General features: G+C 65.3%; 17 protein-coding genes. All 17 read left to right on the top strand.

Features of this window, described 5'->3' with window-relative positions; genetic code table 11:
* Window positions 1-382 precede the first annotated feature (382 nt).
* The 17 genes from DSC91_RS21385 to DSC91_RS21305 are packed head-to-tail and all read left to right on the top strand — an operon-like array spanning window position 383 to window position 17,341.
* Window positions 383-1,138 (top strand): beta-ketoacyl synthase chain length factor, encoded by a 756-nt coding sequence (locus tag DSC91_RS21385; protein ID WP_115780751.1) that lies wholly within the window; start codon window positions 383-385, stop codon window positions 1,136-1,138.
* On the top strand, window positions 1,122-1,916 hold the full coding sequence (locus DSC91_RS21380; protein ID WP_115780750.1) for a lysophospholipid acyltransferase family protein: 795 nt from the start codon (window positions 1,122-1,124) through the stop codon (window positions 1,914-1,916). Before DSC91_RS21385 ends, DSC91_RS21380 begins: the two co-directional genes overlap by 17 nt.
* Window positions 1,891-2,190, top strand: a complete 300-nt coding sequence (locus DSC91_RS21375; RefSeq protein WP_054037294.1) for a phosphopantetheine-binding protein — start codon at window positions 1,891-1,893, stop codon at window positions 2,188-2,190. The genes DSC91_RS21380 and DSC91_RS21375 overlap by 26 nt, the downstream gene beginning before the upstream one ends.
* Window positions 2,191-2,192: 2 nt before the next feature.
* Entirely contained in the window at window positions 2,193-2,444 is a 252-nt protein-coding gene (locus DSC91_RS21370) for an acyl carrier protein (protein ID WP_020069032.1), read from the top strand.
* On the top strand, window positions 2,444-3,106 hold the full coding sequence (locus DSC91_RS21365) for a COG4648 family protein (RefSeq protein ID WP_115780749.1): 663 nt from the start codon (window positions 2,444-2,446) through the stop codon (window positions 3,104-3,106). Before DSC91_RS21370 ends, DSC91_RS21365 begins: the two co-directional genes overlap by 1 nt.
* A complete protein-coding gene (locus DSC91_RS21360) occupies window positions 3,103-4,809 on the top strand; it encodes an ApeI family dehydratase (protein ID WP_115780748.1) in 1,707 nt (568 codons plus the stop codon). Before DSC91_RS21365 ends, DSC91_RS21360 begins: the two co-directional genes overlap by 4 nt.
* Entirely contained in the window at window positions 4,809-6,623 is a 1,815-nt protein-coding gene (locus tag DSC91_RS21355) for a glycosyltransferase family 2 protein (RefSeq protein ID WP_115780747.1), read from the top strand. Before DSC91_RS21360 ends, DSC91_RS21355 begins: the two co-directional genes overlap by 1 nt.
* Window positions 6,610-8,217: an HAL/PAL/TAL family ammonia-lyase gene (locus tag DSC91_RS21350; RefSeq protein ID WP_115780746.1), complete on the top strand. Its 1,608-nt coding sequence runs from the start codon at window positions 6,610-6,612 to the stop codon at window positions 8,215-8,217. Before DSC91_RS21355 ends, DSC91_RS21350 begins: the two co-directional genes overlap by 14 nt.
* Window positions 8,214-8,645, top strand: coding sequence for an acyl-CoA thioesterase (locus DSC91_RS21345; protein ID WP_115780745.1), 432 nt, complete (start codon window positions 8,214-8,216; stop codon window positions 8,643-8,645). The genes DSC91_RS21350 and DSC91_RS21345 overlap by 4 nt, the downstream gene beginning before the upstream one ends.
* Window positions 8,633-9,325: a LolA family protein gene (locus DSC91_RS21340; protein ID WP_115780744.1), complete on the top strand. Its 693-nt coding sequence runs from the start codon at window positions 8,633-8,635 to the stop codon at window positions 9,323-9,325. Before DSC91_RS21345 ends, DSC91_RS21340 begins: the two co-directional genes overlap by 13 nt.
* Window positions 9,325-12,009: an MMPL family transporter gene (locus DSC91_RS21335; protein ID WP_115780743.1), complete on the top strand. Its 2,685-nt coding sequence runs from the start codon at window positions 9,325-9,327 to the stop codon at window positions 12,007-12,009. Before DSC91_RS21340 ends, DSC91_RS21335 begins: the two co-directional genes overlap by 1 nt.
* Entirely contained in the window at window positions 12,006-13,190 is a 1,185-nt protein-coding gene (locus DSC91_RS21330; RefSeq protein ID WP_115780742.1) for a beta-ketoacyl-[acyl-carrier-protein] synthase family protein, read from the top strand. Before DSC91_RS21335 ends, DSC91_RS21330 begins: the two co-directional genes overlap by 4 nt.
* Window positions 13,191-13,198: 8 nt before the next feature.
* Window positions 13,199-13,684 carry a hotdog family protein gene (locus DSC91_RS21325; RefSeq protein WP_115783411.1) on the top strand — a complete coding sequence of 162 codons (486 nt, stop codon included), beginning with the start codon at window positions 13,199-13,201 and terminating at the stop codon, window positions 13,682-13,684.
* Window positions 13,681-14,406 carry a 3-ketoacyl-ACP reductase FabG2 gene (locus DSC91_RS21320; protein ID WP_115780741.1) on the top strand — a complete coding sequence of 242 codons (726 nt, stop codon included), beginning with the start codon at window positions 13,681-13,683 and terminating at the stop codon, window positions 14,404-14,406. Before DSC91_RS21325 ends, DSC91_RS21320 begins: the two co-directional genes overlap by 4 nt.
* On the top strand, window positions 14,406-15,632 hold the full coding sequence (locus tag DSC91_RS21315; protein WP_115780740.1) for a beta-ketoacyl-ACP synthase: 1,227 nt from the start codon (window positions 14,406-14,408) through the stop codon (window positions 15,630-15,632). Before DSC91_RS21320 ends, DSC91_RS21315 begins: the two co-directional genes overlap by 1 nt.
* Window positions 15,629-16,882, top strand: coding sequence for a beta-ketoacyl-[acyl-carrier-protein] synthase family protein (locus tag DSC91_RS21310; protein WP_115780739.1), 1,254 nt, complete (start codon window positions 15,629-15,631; stop codon window positions 16,880-16,882). The genes DSC91_RS21315 and DSC91_RS21310 overlap by 4 nt, the downstream gene beginning before the upstream one ends.
* Before the next feature lie 36 nt (window positions 16,883-16,918).
* Window positions 16,919-17,341, top strand: coding sequence for a signal peptidase (locus tag DSC91_RS21305; RefSeq protein ID WP_115780738.1), 423 nt, complete (start codon window positions 16,919-16,921; stop codon window positions 17,339-17,341).
* The last annotated feature ends 30 nt before the right edge of the window (window positions 17,342-17,371 follow it).

The following is a 17,371-nucleotide window of genomic DNA, read 5'->3' as shown; positions in this document are numbered from 1 at the left end:
GCCGCGAAGCTCGCCGCAAGCGGCTTTGCGGGCTGCTGACGTGAGCGCAAGGGCCGCCACGCCTGGATTTTGACATTGTCCAGGCATCCGTCGCACCAGCGATACGGATACAGATGGATACGTCTTTTGTGGCTGATTTAATCCAGAATATTCAGTATGATTCCGGCGACCATAGGGAGCCTGAGTCAATCAATCAGACAAATTGGCAAAGGCGCCTAAATAATCGGGGCCAAGTGCCGTTAAATCGCTGAACCCTATATAAGACGATTGGATTGACCCCCGGCTGAAGATTGTCGTTCCGCGCGGCGCGCATACGCTGTGACGGCTGCGTATTCCGTCAGGCGCCCTCAGCCTCTCCTCGCTTCTACGCGCGAACACCGATATGCCCGATCTGCACTGGACCATTCCGGTCGCTCGCTGGTCTAGCTGGCCTGCTGCCGCATCTGCCGCACCCGACATCGGCTTTATCGAGCCGATCGTGCGGCGTCGCCTGAGCACGCTGTCCAGAGTCGCACTGAAGGTCGCGCACGACTGCGTTGCGCAAAACGAGGTCAGGGTCGTGTTCGCATCGCGCCACGGCGAATTGCGGCGCACCACGGACATCCTGCGCACCATCAGCGCGGGCGAACCGGTCTCGCCCACCGCCTTCAGCCTGTCGGTGCTGAACGCCATGACCGGCGTGTTCGGCATCGCGCGTGGCGACCGATCCGCCGCCAGCGCGATTTCGGCTGGCGCGGAGACGCTCGGCTATGCGCTGCTGGAAGCGTACGCGCAATACGCAACGCAGCCCGGCTCACCGGTGTTGCTAGTGTACGCCGACGAACCGGCCGATCCGGCGTACGGCACGATTGAAGACGAAGTGCAGGGCGGCGCGATCGCGATCCTGCTGAACGGCGAAGCGGAGGCGGGGCAGCTGGTCTGCACGTTGTCCGGCGCGGGTGAGTTGGAGGCAGCGGAGGTCGCGCACGAGACCCGTCGCTCAGGCGCGGATAGTGTGGCAAGCGCCCAGGCAAGCACGGAAGAAAGCTTCGCGACCCAGAGCCAGGCGCTGCAACACTGCCTGGAAACGGGCAGGCCCGCCGTCTGGCAAGGCGCCGGCGCAGCCTGGCATTGGAGGTGGCATGAAAGCGCGGCTTGACTACGGCTGGCGGTTCTGCGCGACCGGCATGGCCTTCGTGGTGTTCGGCGTCTGCGGCGTGCTGTTTTCGGTGCTGGTGTTCCCGCTCGCGTGGCTGTGGCCGCATCGGGCGTCGCGCCAGCGCGCGGTGACGACCGTGATTCACTGGTTTTTCCGCGCGCTGGTCGCGGTGTTGCAGCGCATCGGCGTGATGGAGCTCGAGCTGTCGGGCGTACAGGGATTGCGCGCCGGCGGCCCGGCGATCGTGGTCGCCAATCACCCGACGTATCTGGACGTCATGGTGTTGTTGTCGCTCACGCCGCGCGCCTGTTGCGTGGTGAAAAACGCGCATTGGGGCAACCCGTGTTTCTGGGGGATCGTGCGCGCGGCGGAATACGTGAGCAACGCCGATCCCGCGGAGCTCGTCGAAGCCGGCGCGCGGCAGCTGGCAGCGGGCTACACGATGATTATTTTTCCCGAGGGCACGCGCAGCCCCGCGCCGAACCGGCTGCATGCGTTCTCACGCGGGTTCGCGCACATGGCGTTGAAGGTCGGCGCGCCGATCGTGCCGGTGCTGATGGACTGCGATCCGCCGGCGTTCACCAAGCAGATGCGCTGGTACGACGTGCCGGCGCGCGCCTTCCGGATGCGCGTGAACGTGCTTGAGCCGCTTGGCGTCGAGCAACTCGCGGACCACGATGCATCACCGTCTCTCGCGGCGCGCAGCGTGACCAGCGCCATCGAAGCCCACATTACTCAGCACCTGTTCGATTATGGATTCTTTAAAACTGGAAATTAAACAGCTTCTGATCGAAGCCCTCGATCTGGAAGACCTGAGCCCGGCCGATATCGACGACGACGCCCCGTTGTTCGATACCGACGGCATCGGTCTCGACTCGATCGACGCGCTCGAGATCGGCATCGTGCTGCGCAAACAATACCAACTGACCATCGCAGCGAACGACGAACGCACCCGCGAGCACTTCCGCTCGATCAGCACGCTGGCCGCGCTGGTCGCGAGTCAGCGCGAAACGGCGCATGCTGTGAACGAAACCACAAGAAAAGGGGATTAATCGTGTCCGAGGCAGAGATTCTTGAACGCATCCGCGCCATCTTCAAAGAGAACTTCGCGATCGAGCCGGAGCGCGTGACGCCCGACGCACATCTCTTCGAAGATCTCGATCTCGACAGCATCGACGCTGTCGACCTCGCGATCAAACTGCAGGAAATGACCGGCCGCCGCATCAAGCCGGAAGAATTCAAGTCGGTGCGCACGGTCGGCGATGTGATCGGTGCGGTCGAATCCCTGTTGGCGGCACAAGGCTGATGCCATCCGTGCGTTCGCGAATGCAAGCGGCGGCGAGCCAGCCCGCCGAGGCATCGCCCGGCACTGGGCGCCACTGGGCCAAGACGGTGGTGCAGGTCCTGCTGAAACTCGCGTATCCCGCGTTGATTCTGTGTGCATGGCGCTGGGACACGCCGCGCTATGTCGGTTGCATGCTGTTTGCGATTCTGTGGCTGCAACGCTGGGCGGGCAGCGGTCCGGTTGCGACCTCGCTGCGCCGGCTCTCCACGATCGACTGGACGGTGGTCGGCCTGCTGAGCTGCGCCTCGGCGGCAATCGTGTTCACCAATAGCGAGCTGCTGTTGCGCCTCTATCCGTCGCTCGTCAATCTGGGTCTATTGATCGCGTTCGGCGCGACGCTCGTGCGCGGGCCGTCGATGATCGAGAAATTCGCGCGGCTGGGCAATCCGGATCTGCCGCCGGGCGCCGTGCGCCATACGTGGCGCGTGACCCAGGTATGGTGCGTCTTCTTCGCGCTGAACGGCGCGTTCTCCGCTTATACGGCGCTCTACTGGAGCCGTGCAAGCTGGTCGCTTTATAACGGCGCGATCGCTTATGGATTGGTCGGCGTGCTGCTGGTGGCCGAGGTCGTCTGGCGTTATCTGGTGGTGCTGCCGCGAGCCGCGCGTTCGGAGGCGGCATGATTGCGCTGCACGATCTGTTGTCGGCGGCCCATGAGGCCGCCGTCGCGAATGCACCGGTATGCCGCGACGGCGCTACGGTGCTCGACCGCGTTGCGTTTCGCGCGCGCGTCTCGACTCTGGTCGAGCTCATGCAAACGCAAGAGGCGCGCCGCTACGCGTTATGCATCGACGACCCGTTCGATTTCGCCTGCGCGCTGTTTGCGTTGTTCGCCTGCGGCAAGGAACCGGTCATTCCGGCCAACGCGACGCCGGGCTATCTCGCCGATCTTGCCGATGCGTACGACGCCGTGCTGACCGATGCGGGCCTGCCGCATGGCGTGGCGGACGCCGATGTCGATGCCACGCACACGCCAGGCACCTCGCACACGATCGATCCGCAAGCGCCGTTGACGCTCTACACCTCCGGCAGCAGCGGAACCCCCAAGCCGATCCGCAAGACCCTCGCGCAATTCAACGCCGAAGTGCACACGCTCGAAAAGCAATGGGGCGCCTTGATCGGCGATGCGACGATGCTCGCAAGCGTGCCGCATCATCATATCTACGGTTTGCTGTTTCGCGTGCTGTGGCCGCTCGCGGCGGGCCGCGCGTTCAACCGCGCGATCAGCATCGAGCCGTTGCATCTGCAAACGCAGATCGAGCAATGCGGCGCGACGGTCGTCGTCTCGACACCCGCGCAATTGTCGCGTTGGCCGGCGTTGCCCGGCTTCGCCGCGTTGACGCCGGCGCCGCGCGCGTTCTTTTCTTCGGGCGGTCCGCTCGCTCTCGAAGCCGCGCGGGAATACGCCGCCGCTTACGGCGCTGCGCCGCTCGAAATTTACGGCAGTACGGAGACCGGCGGCATCGCGTGGTGCCGTCAGGATCAGAGCGATGCATGGCAACCGGTTGTCGGCATTGAAGTGCGCCGCGACGAGGACGGCGCGCTGAACGTTCGCTCGCCGCATCTCGATCACACCGGCTGGCATCGCACGGACGACCAGATCGCGTTCGACGCCGATGGCCGCTTCCGCCTGCAAGGCCGGCTCGATCGCGTGCTCAAGCTGGACGGCAAGCGCGTGTCGCTGCCGGAACTCGAAGCGCGTCTCGCGCTGCATCCGTATGTCGCGCAAGCCGCGATCGTGCCGCTGGAAGGCGCGTCGCGCGAGCGTGTCGGCGCCGTCGTGGCGCTGACTGAAGCCGGCTGCGAGGCATTGCGCGAGGAAGGCCGCGTGCAACTCGCGAAAACCCTGCGCCGGCATCTCGCCGAATATTTCGATGTCGTGGTGCTGCCGCGTCATTGGCGTTTTCGCCTCACCTTGCCGTTCGACGCGCGCGGCAAACTGCCGGTGGCCGCCGTCGCGGCGGCTTTCGAGCCGCGAGCGGACGGTGTGGAAGTGCTCGCCGAAGCCCGCAGCGCCGACACGTTGCACTACGAACTGCGCGTGCCGCCGACGCTCGCGCAGTTCGCCGGCCACTTCCCCGGCTTCCCGATTCTGCCGGGCGTCGTTCAGGTGCACTGGGCGATGCGTCTGGCCGCCGAACACGTGCCCGCCGTGCGCGCGCTGGCATCGGTCGACCGTCTCAAGTTCATGGCGCCGGTGCCGCCGGGAGCCGTGCTGAATCTCACGCTCGCACACGACGCCGCGCGTGGGCGCGTGCAGTTCGCGTACCGGCTGAGCGGGCGTGAATGTGCATCGGGCGTGATCGTGTATCGGGGGACTGCATGATGCGTTTCGCTCCGTGCATCGTCATTCCGATTTACAACCACAAGGACGCGATTGGCGCGACCGTTGCCCATCTCGCGGTGCACGGCTTGCCGGTCTTTGTCGTCGACGACGGCAGCGATGAGGCGACCCAGCAGGTGCTCGCCTCGCTCGCGCAACAGTACGCGGGGCAGCTCACGCTGCTGCGTTTGCCGGTCAACGGCGGCAAGGGCGCGGCGGTGATGGCGGGACTGCGCGCCGCGCGCGCCGCGGGTTACACCCACGCGCTGCAGATCGATGCCGACGGCCAGCACGACGCGACGGACGTGCCGCGCTTCATCGAAGCCGCGCGTGCCGAACCCGGTGCGGTGATTCTCGGCCGCCCGGTCTACGACGAGAGCGTGCCGAAATCGCGCCTCTACGGCCGCTATCTGACGCACGTGTGGGTGTGGATCGAAACGCTCTCATTGACGATCCGCGACTCGATGTGCGGCTTCCGTCTGTATCCGCTTGCGCTCGCCTGCGGGCTGATCGACAGCGTGCCATTGCCGACGCGCATGGACTTCGACATCGAAATTCTCGTGCGTCTCTACTGGCGCCGCGCCGCGTTCCGCTCGATTCCGACGCGCGTCACCTATGCAACCGATGGCGTCTCGCATTTCGACGTGCTGTGGGACAACGTGCGCATCAGCCGCAGCCATACGCGGCTCGTGTTCGGCATGCTGTGGCGTCTGCCGATGCTGCTCGCGCACAAAGCGATGCCACGGCGCGTGGTCATCGCGAGCGAGGCGCTCAACCAGGGCGAACGGGACAGCCAGGATAAGCAAGACAAACCGGGCGAGGCAAGCAGCCTGAGCGAACCGGGCAAGCACGCGGAACGACACGAACAGAGCTCGCAGGACTGGTGGCGCATCGCCGAACGCGGCAGTCATCTGGGCATGTCGTTGCTCGCGCTCAGTTGCAAGCTGTTCGGCCGCCGTTTCACCGCGCTCTGGCTGCATCCGATCGTCGCGTATTTTCTGCTGACGGGCCGCGCCGCGCGCGAGGCGTCGAGCAACTACTTCACGCGTCTCGGCCAGGCCGCACCGGACGGCGATACGCCGCGTCCGGGTTGGCTATCCGCCTATCGCCACATGCTCGCATTCGCGCAATCGGGCTTCGACAAGCTCGCGGCATGGTCCGGCCGCGTCAACAACGCCGACGTCAAATTCGAAGACCCATCCGCATTCGAAGCACTGGTGGCGAGCGGCAAGGGCGCGCTCGTGATCGGCGCGCATCTCGGCAATCTGGAAATGACCCGCGCGCTCGCCGCGCAGGGCGCGTACGCCAAAGTTACCGCTGTGGTCTACACCGAGCATGCACGGCGCTTCAACAGCGTGCTGGCGTCGGCGAATAGCCAGTTCGCGCGGCATCTGCTCGAAGTCAGCGATTTCGGACCCGAGACCGCGGTGATGATGCAGGAGCGCGTCGATGCCGGCGAGTTGCTGGTGATCGTCGGCGACCGCGTGCCGGCCCACGAAGCGGGCCGCACGACCGAAGCGCAATTTCTCGGCTCGACCGCGCCGTTCGCGCAAGGTCCCTACGTGCTGGCGCACGCATTGGGCTGCCCTGTCTATCTGTTCTTCTGCCTGAAAGAGCGCGACGGCTACCGTCTCTATTTCGAACCGTTCGCCGAGCGCATCGAGTTGCCGCGCCGCGAACGCGCGCAGCATCTTGCCGCGTGGGCGCAGCGTTACGCCGCGCGCCTCGAACACTATTGCCGCAAGGCACCTTATCAATGGTTCAATTTCTTCGATTTCTGGGCCAGCCCCAAGCGAGGCACACATGGCCGAACATGATCTGATCGAGGCGCCGATCGCCAGCGCGCATGAGAACGCGGTCGCGAACGCGGCGGCGGTGACGATCGGCGGGCGCAAGCTGACGATCGAAGAGGTCGTCGCGATCGCGCAGCATCGCGCACCGGTCGCGCTGAGCGCCGATCCGGCATGGCATGCGCGGATTCAGCGCGGCGCGGATTTTCTGCGCCGGCATCTGGCATCGGGCGCGACCGTGTATGGCGTCAACACCGGCTATGGCGATGCGTGCGTGGTCGACGTGCCGATGGAACTCGTCGAAGCCTTGCCGTTGCAATTGACGCGTTACCACGGCTGCGGGATGGGTCAGCATCTCGACGACGCGCAAACGCTCGCGGTGATCGCCGCGCGACTCAATTCGCTGGCCTACGGTTTTTCCGGCGTGCGCCCCGTGTTGCTCGCACGCCTTGCCGATCTGATCAATCACCGCGTGTTGCCGCGCATTCCGTCGGAAGGCTCGGTCGGTGCAAGCGGCGATCTGACGCCGCTCTCGTATGTAGCCGCCGCGCTTGCCGGCGAACGCGATGTGATGTTCGAAGGCAGTCTGCGCAACGTGTGCGAGGTCTGGACCGAACTGGGCCACGAGCCATTGACGCTCGCGCCAAAAGAAGGCCTCGCGCTGATGAACGGCACCGCGGTCATGACGGGTCTTGCCTGTCTCGCGTTTGCGCGTGCCGATCATCTGACGCGCCTCACCGCGCGTCTCACGGCGCTCTCCACCATTGCACTCGACGGCCGCGCCGCGCACTTCGACGCCATGCTGTTCGAAGTGAAACCGCACGCAGGGCAGGCCGAAGCCGCAGCGTGGATTCGCGACGATCTGACCGGGCGCGACGATACGCCGGGGCATCGTCTGCAGGACCGCTATTCGATTCGTTGTGCGCCGCATGTGATCGGCGTGGCGCGCGATGCCTTGTCGTGGGTGCGCCGCGACGTAGAGAACGAACTGAACAGCGCGAACGACAACCCGTTGATCGATCCCGACAACGAGCGCGTGCTGCACGGCGGCAACTTCTACGGCGGCCATATCGCCTTTGCGATGGATTCGCTGAAAGTCGCGGTCGCCAATCTCGCCGATCTGATGGACCGGCAGCTCGCGCTGCTGGTCGACGTGAATTTCAACAACGGCTTGCCGCGTAATCTGTCGGGGGCGGCCCCCGCGCGTGCCGCGATCAATCATGGTTTCAAGGCGGTGCAGATTTCGTCGTCCGCATGGACGGCCGAAGCGCTGAAGAACACCATGCCCGCGAGCGTCTTCTCGCGTTCGACCGAAGCGCACAATCAGGACAAGGTCAGCATGGGCACGATCGCCGCGCGCGATTGTTTGCGCGTGCTGGAATTGACCGAGCAGGTTGCCGCCGCGCATACGCTCGCGACGGTGCAAGCCGCGCGTTTGCGTTTGAGAATCGACAGCGCCACGCCGGTTCCCGCGCCGCTGCAAGCCTTCATGGATAGCGTGACGGCGCAGTCGCCGTTCGTCGACGAAGACCGCGCGCTGGAAAGCGATCTGCGTGCACTGACCGCGCGCATCGCCGCGTGCGATTTGCTGAGCGGCTATCGCGGAGGCCCGAACGCATGACCGGCTCCCCTAAAGTGCTGACCGCCAGCGCGATGGTCGAAGTGCCGTTTCACGACGTCGATGCGATGAACGTGTGCTGGCATGGCCACTATCTGAAGTACTTCGAGATCGGCCGCGCGGCGCTGCTGCGCAGCTTCGATTACGACTACCGCGAGATGCAGGCCTCGGGTTACGTCTGGCCGATCGTCGAGGCGCATCTGAAGTATGTGCGCCCGGCCACCTACGGCCAGACGCTCGAAGTGCGCACGCAACTGCTCGAACACGAAAACCGCCTGAAAATAGGCTATGAAATTGTCGATTGCGCGTCCGGCACGCGATTGACGAAAGGCTACACGATCCAGGTCGCGGTCGATGCCGCGACGCAGGAATTGCAGTTCGTGTCACCGCCCGTCGTATTCGAAAAGCTGGAGCGAGTATGGGGACGATGACCCTGCGCGGTGCGGCGGCGGGCGGGTTGCTCGCGCTAGGCACGCTGAGCGTATTGAGCGTATCGGGCCTCGCGGCATGGCCGACTCCGGCGTCGGCGGCGGAAACCACGCAGTCCGCCGGCAACCCCGCACTCGTCTCGCAGATCGCCTCCCATCTCGCCCAGGCCAAGGGCGTGCGCGCGCAATTCACGCAGACTCAAACGCTCGCCGCGATGAAGCAGCCGCTCGTCAGCACGGGTTCGCTGCTGTTCTTCCGCGAGCGTGGCGTGATCTGGCAGATCGACACGCCGTATAAAGCCATCTACGTCATCACCGACGCGGGTGTCGCGGAAGTCGACGCCAACGGCCGGCGCGTGACGGCTCACAGTGCCCAGGGCACACGCGGTGTCGCGCAGGTTTCGAAGATGATGCGCGCGATGCTCGGCGGCGATCTGTCGGCGCTGTATTCGCAATTCGACGTGCAGGCAGAAGGCAGCGCCGCACAGTGGCGCATGCAACTTACGCCGAACCAGCCGCAGATTGCACAATCGATCAAAGGTTTGCAGATGAATGGCGGCGACTATCTCCAAACCTTGCGTATCACGCTCGCGAACGGCGACGTCACCAGGCTCGAATTTGCGAAAAGCGCGGCGGTGACCGAACTGACACCGGCTGAGCGCAGCTTGCTCGGAGCGCCGTAATGCACGTGCTGCAACAGCGGTCTGCGAAACAGGCGTGGAGCATGCGCGCCGCGTGGCTGCTGCTCGCGCTCGCCGCGGCGCTGTATTGCGGCTGGCGTTTCGCGGGACCGTCGCCGTTGCAGACCAATCTATTGGCGTTGCTGCCTGCCACCGAGGCGGATCCGGTCGCCGAAAAGGCGGTCGATACACTGGCGAGCGCGCTGGGCGATCGCACGGTGTTTCTGGTGACCGCCAACGACGACGCGCACGCGAAAGCGGCAGCGAAACAATTGGGCGCATCGTTGCAGAAGAGCGGGGCGTTCGGCTCGGTGACGGCGGAATTGCCGCCGTTCGATCTGTCGCAGATCGCGGCGTTGTACATGCCGTATCGCTTCGGTTTGCTGACGCCTGTTGACCGCGCGGCACTCGCGCAGAGCAGTGCTGCAAACCCTACGGTACACGAAGCCCCGACGGAAGTTGCCCGCTCCAACGGAAGTCGCCCGCCGCGAATGAAGTCGCCCGCCGCGAATGAAGTCGCCGGCCCGGAAGGAAGTCCCCTTGGGGGATTGAGGGACGCGCTCGCGCAGCGCATCTACAGCCCGTTGCGCGGTGGCCTGACCACGCCGCTCGCCGACGATCCGTTCGGCTGGCTCGAACACTGGCTCGGCGGCTTGCCGCTCGCCACGTCGAATCTCGAACTCGAAGACAACATGCTGGTGTCGCATCGCGGCACCGCGACAAGCGTGCTGATCGTCGCCACGCTGCCTGGCTCGGCCTACGAATCGAAGACGCAGCACGCCGTGCTCGCCGCGCTCACGCAAGGCGAAAGCGCGTTGAAGCAGGCGTTCCCCGACGTGTCGGTGGCGAGAACCGGTGCGGTGTTCTACGCGGAGTCGGCACGCAGCGCATCGGAACACGAGGTGCATCTGATCGGCGTCGCGTCGCTGTGCGGGATTGCGTTGTTGATGATGTGGGTGTTCCGTTCGCCGCGTCTGTTGCTGCTCGGTTTCGTTTCGACGGCGCTCGGCATCGTCTGCGCGCTCGCGGTGACGATGCTGGTGTTCGGTCAATTGCATCTGTTGACGCTGGTGTTCGGCGCAAGCCTGATCGGCGAAGCGGTCGACTATTCGATTCAGTATTTCGTGGTCTATCTCGGCGCAGGGCGCGATTGGGATTCGCGCCGCGGCGCGCGCGCCGTGCGCCCGGCCTTGACGGTTGCGCTTGCCACCAGCCTGCTCGGCTACGCGATCCTCACGTGGGTGCCGTTTCCCGCACTCAAGCAGATTGCATGCTTCGCGATGGCGGGCATTGTGACGGCGTATGCCTCCGTGCTGTGGTTGTTGCCCGCGCTGCTTACGCGCCCGCCGAAACGCGGCCCGCAGCGCCTGTTCGCCGGCGCCGCGCGTGGGCTGACGGTCTGGCATCGCACGATCGGCGGCAAGCGTGCATGGCGGGTTGCGGCGCTGTTGCTGATCGTGGCCATTCCCGGCTGGTTGCGTCTGACGAGCGACGACGATATCCATCTGCTGATTCAGCGCGATCCTTCGCTGGTCGCGCAGGAAGACAAGGTGCGCGCGGCGGTCGGTGTCGATAACAGCGCACAGTTTTTTGTGGTGCGTGGCGAGACGCCGGAGATCGTGCTGCAACGCGCCGAAGCGCTGGGCGTGAAACTCGACGGGTTGAACGGTACCGCGAACAAGGTCGGCAGCTATCAGTCGGTGGCGCAATTCGTGCCGTCCGCGAAACAGCAAAACGAAGACCGTGCCTTGCTCACGCTGCACGTATTCAACGATCCTGCAGCATTGCGTGAGACGCTGCTGCAGGCGGGCTTTAAAGACGAAGTCGCCGATGCCTGGCTCGCCGCGTATGCGAAACCGCAGCCGCTGCTCACGGTCGACACCTGGCTCGCCGCACCGTGGTCGCAACCCTACAGGCATCTGTGGCTGGGCGAAGTCGATTCGGCCGCCAAAGCGTATGCGGCAGTCGTCATTCCACAAGGCGTGACGCCACAGAACGAACCCGCGCTCATCGCCACCGCGCAGGCGCTGCCCGGCGTCGTATTCGTCGACAAGGCGGCGAGCGTTTCGAAGCTGTTTGGCGCGTATCGTGTGGATAGCGGCTGGTGGCTCAGCGGTGCGCTTGCACTCGTGCTCGCCGTGCTGATGCTGCGCTACGCTTCCCATAAAGGTCCTCGGTCCGAAGGAAATCCCACGCCCCAAAGGAAGTCCCCTGCTTCGAAGGAAGTCATCCACCCCGACGGAAGTTCCCTCGGCAGATTGGGGGACGGGAGGATCGGGGGATGGATGGGCGCCCCACGGAACGTCTCCTTGGGAGGCCGTGTGCGCGGCGGCATCGCCGTGACGCTGCCGGTGCTGCTCGCGGTCGGCGTCACGCTTGCCGTGTTCGGCTACGCTCGTGTGCCGCTCAATCTTTTCAACTGGCTTGCGCTGATGCTGGTACTCGGCGTAGGCGCAAACTATGCAGTGTTTCTGCGCGAAGGCTGCTTGCGCGCGGACGCCGATCTCGGCGCGGTGTGGACCGGCGTGCTGCTCTCGGCGGCCACCACGCTGCTGTCGTTCGGCATGCTCGGCATGAGCGCGATGCCGGCGCTGAAGAGTTTCGGCGCCACGCTCGCGCTCGGCATTGCGGTATCGGTGTTGCTCGCGCCGATCGGCATGCCATCGGAATCAAGGAGGGACGCATGAAGGCGCCATCAGTTTATTTGCACGCGCTCGGCATGATCAATGCGCTCGGCGGCGACCTCGACGCAATCGTCCCGGCGCTTGCCGCCGGTCACGCACCCGGCATGGCGAACGCACATACGGGCATCGGCGAAGCCTTTGTCGGCAGCGTGCTCGCGCCGCTCGATCTTGCGCCGCCGGCCGCGCTCGCGCGTTACGACTGCCGCAATAACCGCTTGCTGCTGGCCGCATTGACGCAGATCGCACCCACGGTCGACGCGGCGCGCGAGCGTTACGGCGCGCACCGGATCGGCGTGGTGCTCGGCACCAGCACGTCGGGTATCGAAGCGGCCGAAGCCGCGTTCGTCTATCAGGCGCAAGCGGGCGGCCTGCCCGCCAATTTCAATTACCGGCAGATGGAGATCGGTACCGCCGCGCCATTTGCCGCCGCCGCGCTCGGCGTGCAGGGCCCGGCGTTCACGATCTCGACTGCTTGCACGTCGAGCGCGAAGGCCTTTGCGTCCGCGCGCCGCTTGCTGCAATTACGGCTGTGCGACGCGGTGGTGGTCGGAGGCGTCGATTCGCTGTGCGAGTTGACCGTGCAGGGTTTCGCCTCGCTCGAATCGACCAGCGGCGTGCGCGCCAATCCGATGAGCCGCAATCGCTGCGGGATCAATGTCGGCGAAGGCGCCGCCGTGTTCCTGATGAGCCGCGACGAAGCCGCGGTAAGACTCGCGGGCGTCGGCGAATCGAGCGACGCACATCATATTTCTTCGCCGGACCCCCGCGGTGTGGGCGGCGAACTCGCGCTGCGAGCGGCGTTGGCCGATGCGGGCGTCGCGCCGTCGGCAATCGGCTATGTGAATCTGCATGCCACCGCTACCCGCAAGAACGACGACATGGAAGCGAAGCTGATGGCGCGTGTCTTCCCCAAGGGCGTGGCGACGAGCGGCACCAAGCCGCTGACGGGCCACCAACTCGGCGCAGCGGGCGCGACTGAGCTCGCTTTCGCTTGGCTCACGCTGGCGCGAGAGGACGTGCCGCTGCCGCGTCATCTGTGGGACGGCGACGCCGATCCTGCTTTGCCGGTGCTGGATCTGGTCGAAAGCGAGCGCTTTCTGCCGCGCGGCGCCGGACCGCAGTACGTGATGAGCAATTCTTTCGCGTTCGGCGGCAGCAATGTCAGCCTGATCCTTGAACGGTGACGCGCGCGATGACCCAGACGCTCTCCATTCAGGATCTCGTCCTGCAACCGATCGAAACAATCATCCCGCATCGCGGCACCATGCTGCTGATCGATGCCGTCGACACCTTCAGCGAGGACGCGCTGAGTGCGCGTGCCACCGTCCATGCCGACGCCTGGTATGCCGATGCCGACGGCGCGATGCCCGCATGGATCGGCATCGAGTTGATGGCGCAGGCCGTTGCGGCGCACGTCGCGCTGCTGGCCATGCGTGGCGGTGGCCAGGCGCGTCCCGGTGTGCTGCTCGGCTCGCGCAGCTATCGCGCCTTGCAACCGTCGTTCGCCGGCGGTTCCAGGTTACTGATCCGCGCAACAGAATTGCTGCGCAGCGAAGAAGGCCACGGCGCCTACGAATGCACGATCCACCATGGCGACGTGTGTTGCGCCGAGGCGGTCATCAAGGTCTTTCAGCCGCGCGATTTTCAGTCATTCATTGAAGGGAGTTTCAGTTCATGAGCCGGCGTGTTCTCGTTACCGGCGCAAGCCGCGGCATCGGCCGTGCGATTGCGTACAAGTTGGCCGCCGACGGCTTCGCGGTGTCGGTGCATTGCCGCACGGGCCGCACCGAAGCCGAAGCCGTGGCAACGGGCATTGCCGCGCAAGGCGGTACGGCGCGCGTGCTGCAATTCGACGTGCGCGATCGCGCCGCGTGCCGCGAAATACTCGAAGTGGATGCCGTGACGCACGGCGCCTACTACGGCATCGTATGCAGCGCGGGCGTGACGCGCGACGCCGCATTCCCCGCGCTCACCGAGGAGGACTGGGACATCGTCATCGAGACCGGTCTCGACTCGTTCTACAACGTCGTCCATCCGCTGACCATGCCGATGGTGCGGGCGAAGAAGGGGGGGCGCATCGTCACGATCGCTTCGGTCTCCGGCGTGATGGGCAATCGCGGCCAGGTCAACTACAGCGCGGCGAAGGCCGGCCTGATCGGCGCGACCAAGGCGCTCGCCGTCGAACTGGCGACGCGCAACATCACCGTCAATTGCGTCGCGCCGGGTTTGATCGACACCGGCATGCTCGACGAAGTGCCGCTCGAGCACGCCTTGAAGACGGTGCCGATGAACCGCGTCGGCCAGCCTGCCGAAGTGGCGTCCGTGGTCAGCTTCCTGATGTCGGATGCGGCTTCGTATGTCACGCGTCAGGTGATCGGCGTCAATGGTGGGATGGTGTAATGAAACGCGTCGTCATTACCGGCATGGGGGGCGTCACGGCGTTCGGCGACGACTGGGATGCCATCGAAGCGCGCCTGAAGAGCGGCGTGAACGCGGTGCGCCGGATGCCCGAGTGGGATTACTTCGAGTCGCTGCATACGCGGCTCGCGTGTCCGTTGCCGGGCTTCTCAGTGCCTGCGCATTATCCGCGCAAGAAAACCCGCTCGATGGGGCCGGTGTCGATGTACTCGGTGCGCGCGAGCGAACTGGCGCTCGCCGACGCGGGTCTCGCCGACGACGTATCCATCAAGGACGGCCGCATGGGCGTCGCCTACGGCTCGTCGTCGGGCTCGGTGCAGCCGATTCGCGCGTTCGGCACGATGCTCGAAACCGGCTCGATGAGCGACGTCACGTCGAACAGCTACGTGCAGATGATGCCGCACACCACGGCCGTCAACGTCAGCCTGTTCTGGGATCTGAAAGGGCGGATCATTCCGACCTCGTGCGCGTGCGCATCGGGCAGTCAGGCGATCGGCTATGCGTATGAAGCGATCCAGACCGGCAAGCAGACGCTGATGCTGGCGGGCGGCGCGGAAGAAATGTCGGGTCCGGCGGTCGCGGTATTCGACACGCTGTACGCCACCAGCACGCGCAACGACGAGCCGCATCTCACGCCGCGTCCGTTCGATGCCGCGCGTGACGGCCTCGTGGTTGGCGAAGGCGCGGCAACGCTGGTGCTCGAGGAATACGAACACGCAGTGGCGCGCGGCGCGCGGATTCATGCGGAGATCGTCGGCTTCGGCTGCAATTCGGATGGCGCGCACATGACCCAGCCGACCGCCGAAACCATGGCGCTGGCCATGCAGCTCGCCTTGAAAGACGCGCAACTGCCGCCCGAGGCGATCGCTTATGTGAACGCGCACGGCACCTCCACGGACCGTGGCGACATCGCCGAAAGCCAGGCGACCGAGCAGACCTTCGGCGCGCGCATGCCGATCAGTTCGCTCAAGAGCTATGTCGGTCATACGCTCGGTGCATGCGGTGCGCTGGAGGCGTGGTGGACCATCGAGATGATGAAGCGCAACTGGTATGCCCCGACCTTGAATCTGGAGAACGTCGATCCGGCTTGCGCGCCGCTCGATTACATCGTCGGCGCCGGCCGTGAGATCGACGCCGAACATGTGATGAGCAATAACTTTGCATTCGGCGGCATCAACACGTCGCTGATTTTCAGGCGCGTTCGATGAGCGTGCCGCTGCAACGCGTGGTTGTCACCGGCATGGGGATCGTGTCGTGCCTCGGCAATACGCTCGACGACGTGTCCGCCGCGTTGCGCGCGGGCCGTTCGCGCATCGAGCTGATCGACGCGTGGCGCGAGCGCGGTTTCGCTTCGCAGGTGGCGGGCGTTGCATCGGTCGCGCAGGAGCTGCCATTCGAGCGCAAGTTCGAACGCTTCATGGGCGACACCGCGCGCTTTGCGTGCCACGCCGCGCGCAAGGCGATCGACGATGCCGGGCTCGATCCCGCCGCACTGCGTTCGCCGCGCGCCGGCACGGTGATCGGCTCGGGTGTCGGCACGATATCGAGTTACGACGCGTCGATGTCGATCGCGAATACGCGCGGCGTGGACAAAGTGCCGCCGTATACGGTTCCGCATGCAATGAGCAGCACCGCGTCGGCCAACGTCGCGCAGGTATTCGGATTCGAGGGCGTGAGCTATTCGCCGTCGTCGGCCTGCACGACGTCGGCGCTCGCCATCGGCCAGGCGATGCAGCTGATCCAGACCGGCCGCCAGCACATCGTGCTGGCCGGCGGCAGCGAGTCGTTGCACGACAACATGACGCTGATGTTCGACGCAATGGGGGCGCTGTCGCGCGGCTTCAACGACACGCCGCAGCGTGCTTCGCGTCCCTACGACACGGCGCGCGACGGCTTTGTGATCGCTTCGGGCGGCGGCGTGCTGGTGCTCGAAGCGCTCGATCACGCGTTGGCGCGTGGGGCTCGCATTTACGCCGAGCTAACCGGTTTCGGCGACTGCACGGACCCGGCGGGCATGGTCACGCCGCATGCGGCAGGCATCGCACGGGCGATGCGCGGCGCGTTGAGCGAAGCGGGCAAGCGCCCCGACTATGTCAACACACACGCTCCGTCGACACCGCTTGGCGACGTCGAGGAATTGCGTGCCTTGATCGACGTATTTGGCGACCAGGCAGGCGGCATCGGCGGCGGTGAGATTCCCGCCTTTTCGTCGACCAAAGGCATGACCGGGCATCCGCTCGGCGCATGCGGCGCGCATGAGGCGATCTACACGTTGCTGATGATGCGCGACGGTTTCATCGCGGGTACGGCGGGCATCGAGACGCCGGAGCCGGGCGTCGACGGCATGCCGCTCGTGCGCACGACGCGCGACGCCCGCATCGGCTCGGCGATGTCGATTTCATTCGGGTTCGGCGGCAGTTGCGCAAGCCTGATATTTGAAGCGTGGCAAGGCGGTTGAACCGGCCGCGATTTTTAAAAAACGAGGGTGATAAAAATGAAAAAAGTTTTTGTACTGGGTGCGCTGGCAGCGGTGGTGCTGACGCAGGCGGGGTGTGCCACGGACGTGAAGTCGGTGCCGTTCGAGGCGGCCGGCGCTCAGTCTCGCGACGGCGTGCCGGTGTATTTCGGCCAGCAGAGCCACCCGGCCGTGACGGCCAGGTTGGGCGACGTGTCCTACTCGGTGCGGATCGCGCGCAAGGTGGCGAATCCCGACGACGCCTGCCATCAAGCGCTTGCCGAAGCCGTGCGGAAGCTGCGCGCGGCGGCCCATGAACGCAACGCCAACGCCGTGATCGACGTATCGACCCGCTTTCATAGCACCGAAAGCAAGTCGTCGACCGACTTCACGTGCGGCGTGAGCCCCAGCGCGGCCGCCATTGCCGTGAGCGGCCAGCTTGTCGTGCTTGAAGCGAACTAGGCCTGATCGTCGATACGACTCAATACATCT

Origin of the sequence: Paraburkholderia caffeinilytica (genome assembly GCF_003368325.1) — a bacterium.
In the GTDB taxonomy this organism is placed as follows: domain Bacteria; phylum Pseudomonadota; class Gammaproteobacteria; order Burkholderiales; family Burkholderiaceae; genus Paraburkholderia; species Paraburkholderia caffeinilytica.
The sequence above is the reverse complement of the archived record's forward strand: the minus strand, read 5'-3'. Positions and strand labels throughout refer to the sequence as shown.

Excerpts from the sequence above, each read along its gene's own strand:
- DSC91_RS21385 (WP_115780751.1), top strand. The coding sequence starts at position 383 with ATGCCCGATCTGCACTGGACCATTCCGGTCGCTCGCTGGTCTAGCTGG.
- DSC91_RS21380 (WP_115780750.1), top strand. The coding sequence starts at position 1,122 with ATGAAAGCGCGGCTTGACTACGGCTGGCGGTTCTGCGCGACCGGCATG.
- DSC91_RS21375 (WP_054037294.1), top strand. The coding sequence starts at position 1,891 with ATGGATTCTTTAAAACTGGAAATTAAACAGCTTCTGATCGAAGCCCTC.
- DSC91_RS21365 (WP_115780749.1), top strand. The coding sequence starts at position 2,444 with ATGCCATCCGTGCGTTCGCGAATGCAAGCGGCGGCGAGCCAGCCCGCC.
- DSC91_RS21360 (WP_115780748.1), top strand. The coding sequence starts at position 3,103 with ATGATTGCGCTGCACGATCTGTTGTCGGCGGCCCATGAGGCCGCCGTC.
- DSC91_RS21355 (WP_115780747.1), top strand. The coding sequence starts at position 4,809 with ATGCGTTTCGCTCCGTGCATCGTCATTCCGATTTACAACCACAAGGAC.
- DSC91_RS21350 (WP_115780746.1), top strand. The coding sequence starts at position 6,610 with ATGGCCGAACATGATCTGATCGAGGCGCCGATCGCCAGCGCGCATGAG.
- DSC91_RS21345 (WP_115780745.1), top strand. The coding sequence starts at position 8,214 with ATGACCGGCTCCCCTAAAGTGCTGACCGCCAGCGCGATGGTCGAAGTG.
- DSC91_RS21340 (WP_115780744.1), top strand. The coding sequence starts at position 8,633 with ATGGGGACGATGACCCTGCGCGGTGCGGCGGCGGGCGGGTTGCTCGCG.
- DSC91_RS21335 (WP_115780743.1), top strand. The coding sequence starts at position 9,325 with ATGCACGTGCTGCAACAGCGGTCTGCGAAACAGGCGTGGAGCATGCGC.
- DSC91_RS21330 (WP_115780742.1), top strand. The coding sequence starts at position 12,006 with ATGAAGGCGCCATCAGTTTATTTGCACGCGCTCGGCATGATCAATGCG.
- DSC91_RS21325 (WP_115783411.1), top strand. The coding sequence starts at position 13,199 with ATGACCCAGACGCTCTCCATTCAGGATCTCGTCCTGCAACCGATCGAA.
- DSC91_RS21320 (WP_115780741.1), top strand. The coding sequence starts at position 13,681 with ATGAGCCGGCGTGTTCTCGTTACCGGCGCAAGCCGCGGCATCGGCCGT.
- DSC91_RS21315 (WP_115780740.1), top strand. The coding sequence starts at position 14,406 with ATGAAACGCGTCGTCATTACCGGCATGGGGGGCGTCACGGCGTTCGGC.
- DSC91_RS21310 (WP_115780739.1), top strand. The coding sequence starts at position 15,629 with ATGAGCGTGCCGCTGCAACGCGTGGTTGTCACCGGCATGGGGATCGTG.
- DSC91_RS21305 (WP_115780738.1), top strand. The coding sequence starts at position 16,919 with ATGAAAAAAGTTTTTGTACTGGGTGCGCTGGCAGCGGTGGTGCTGACG.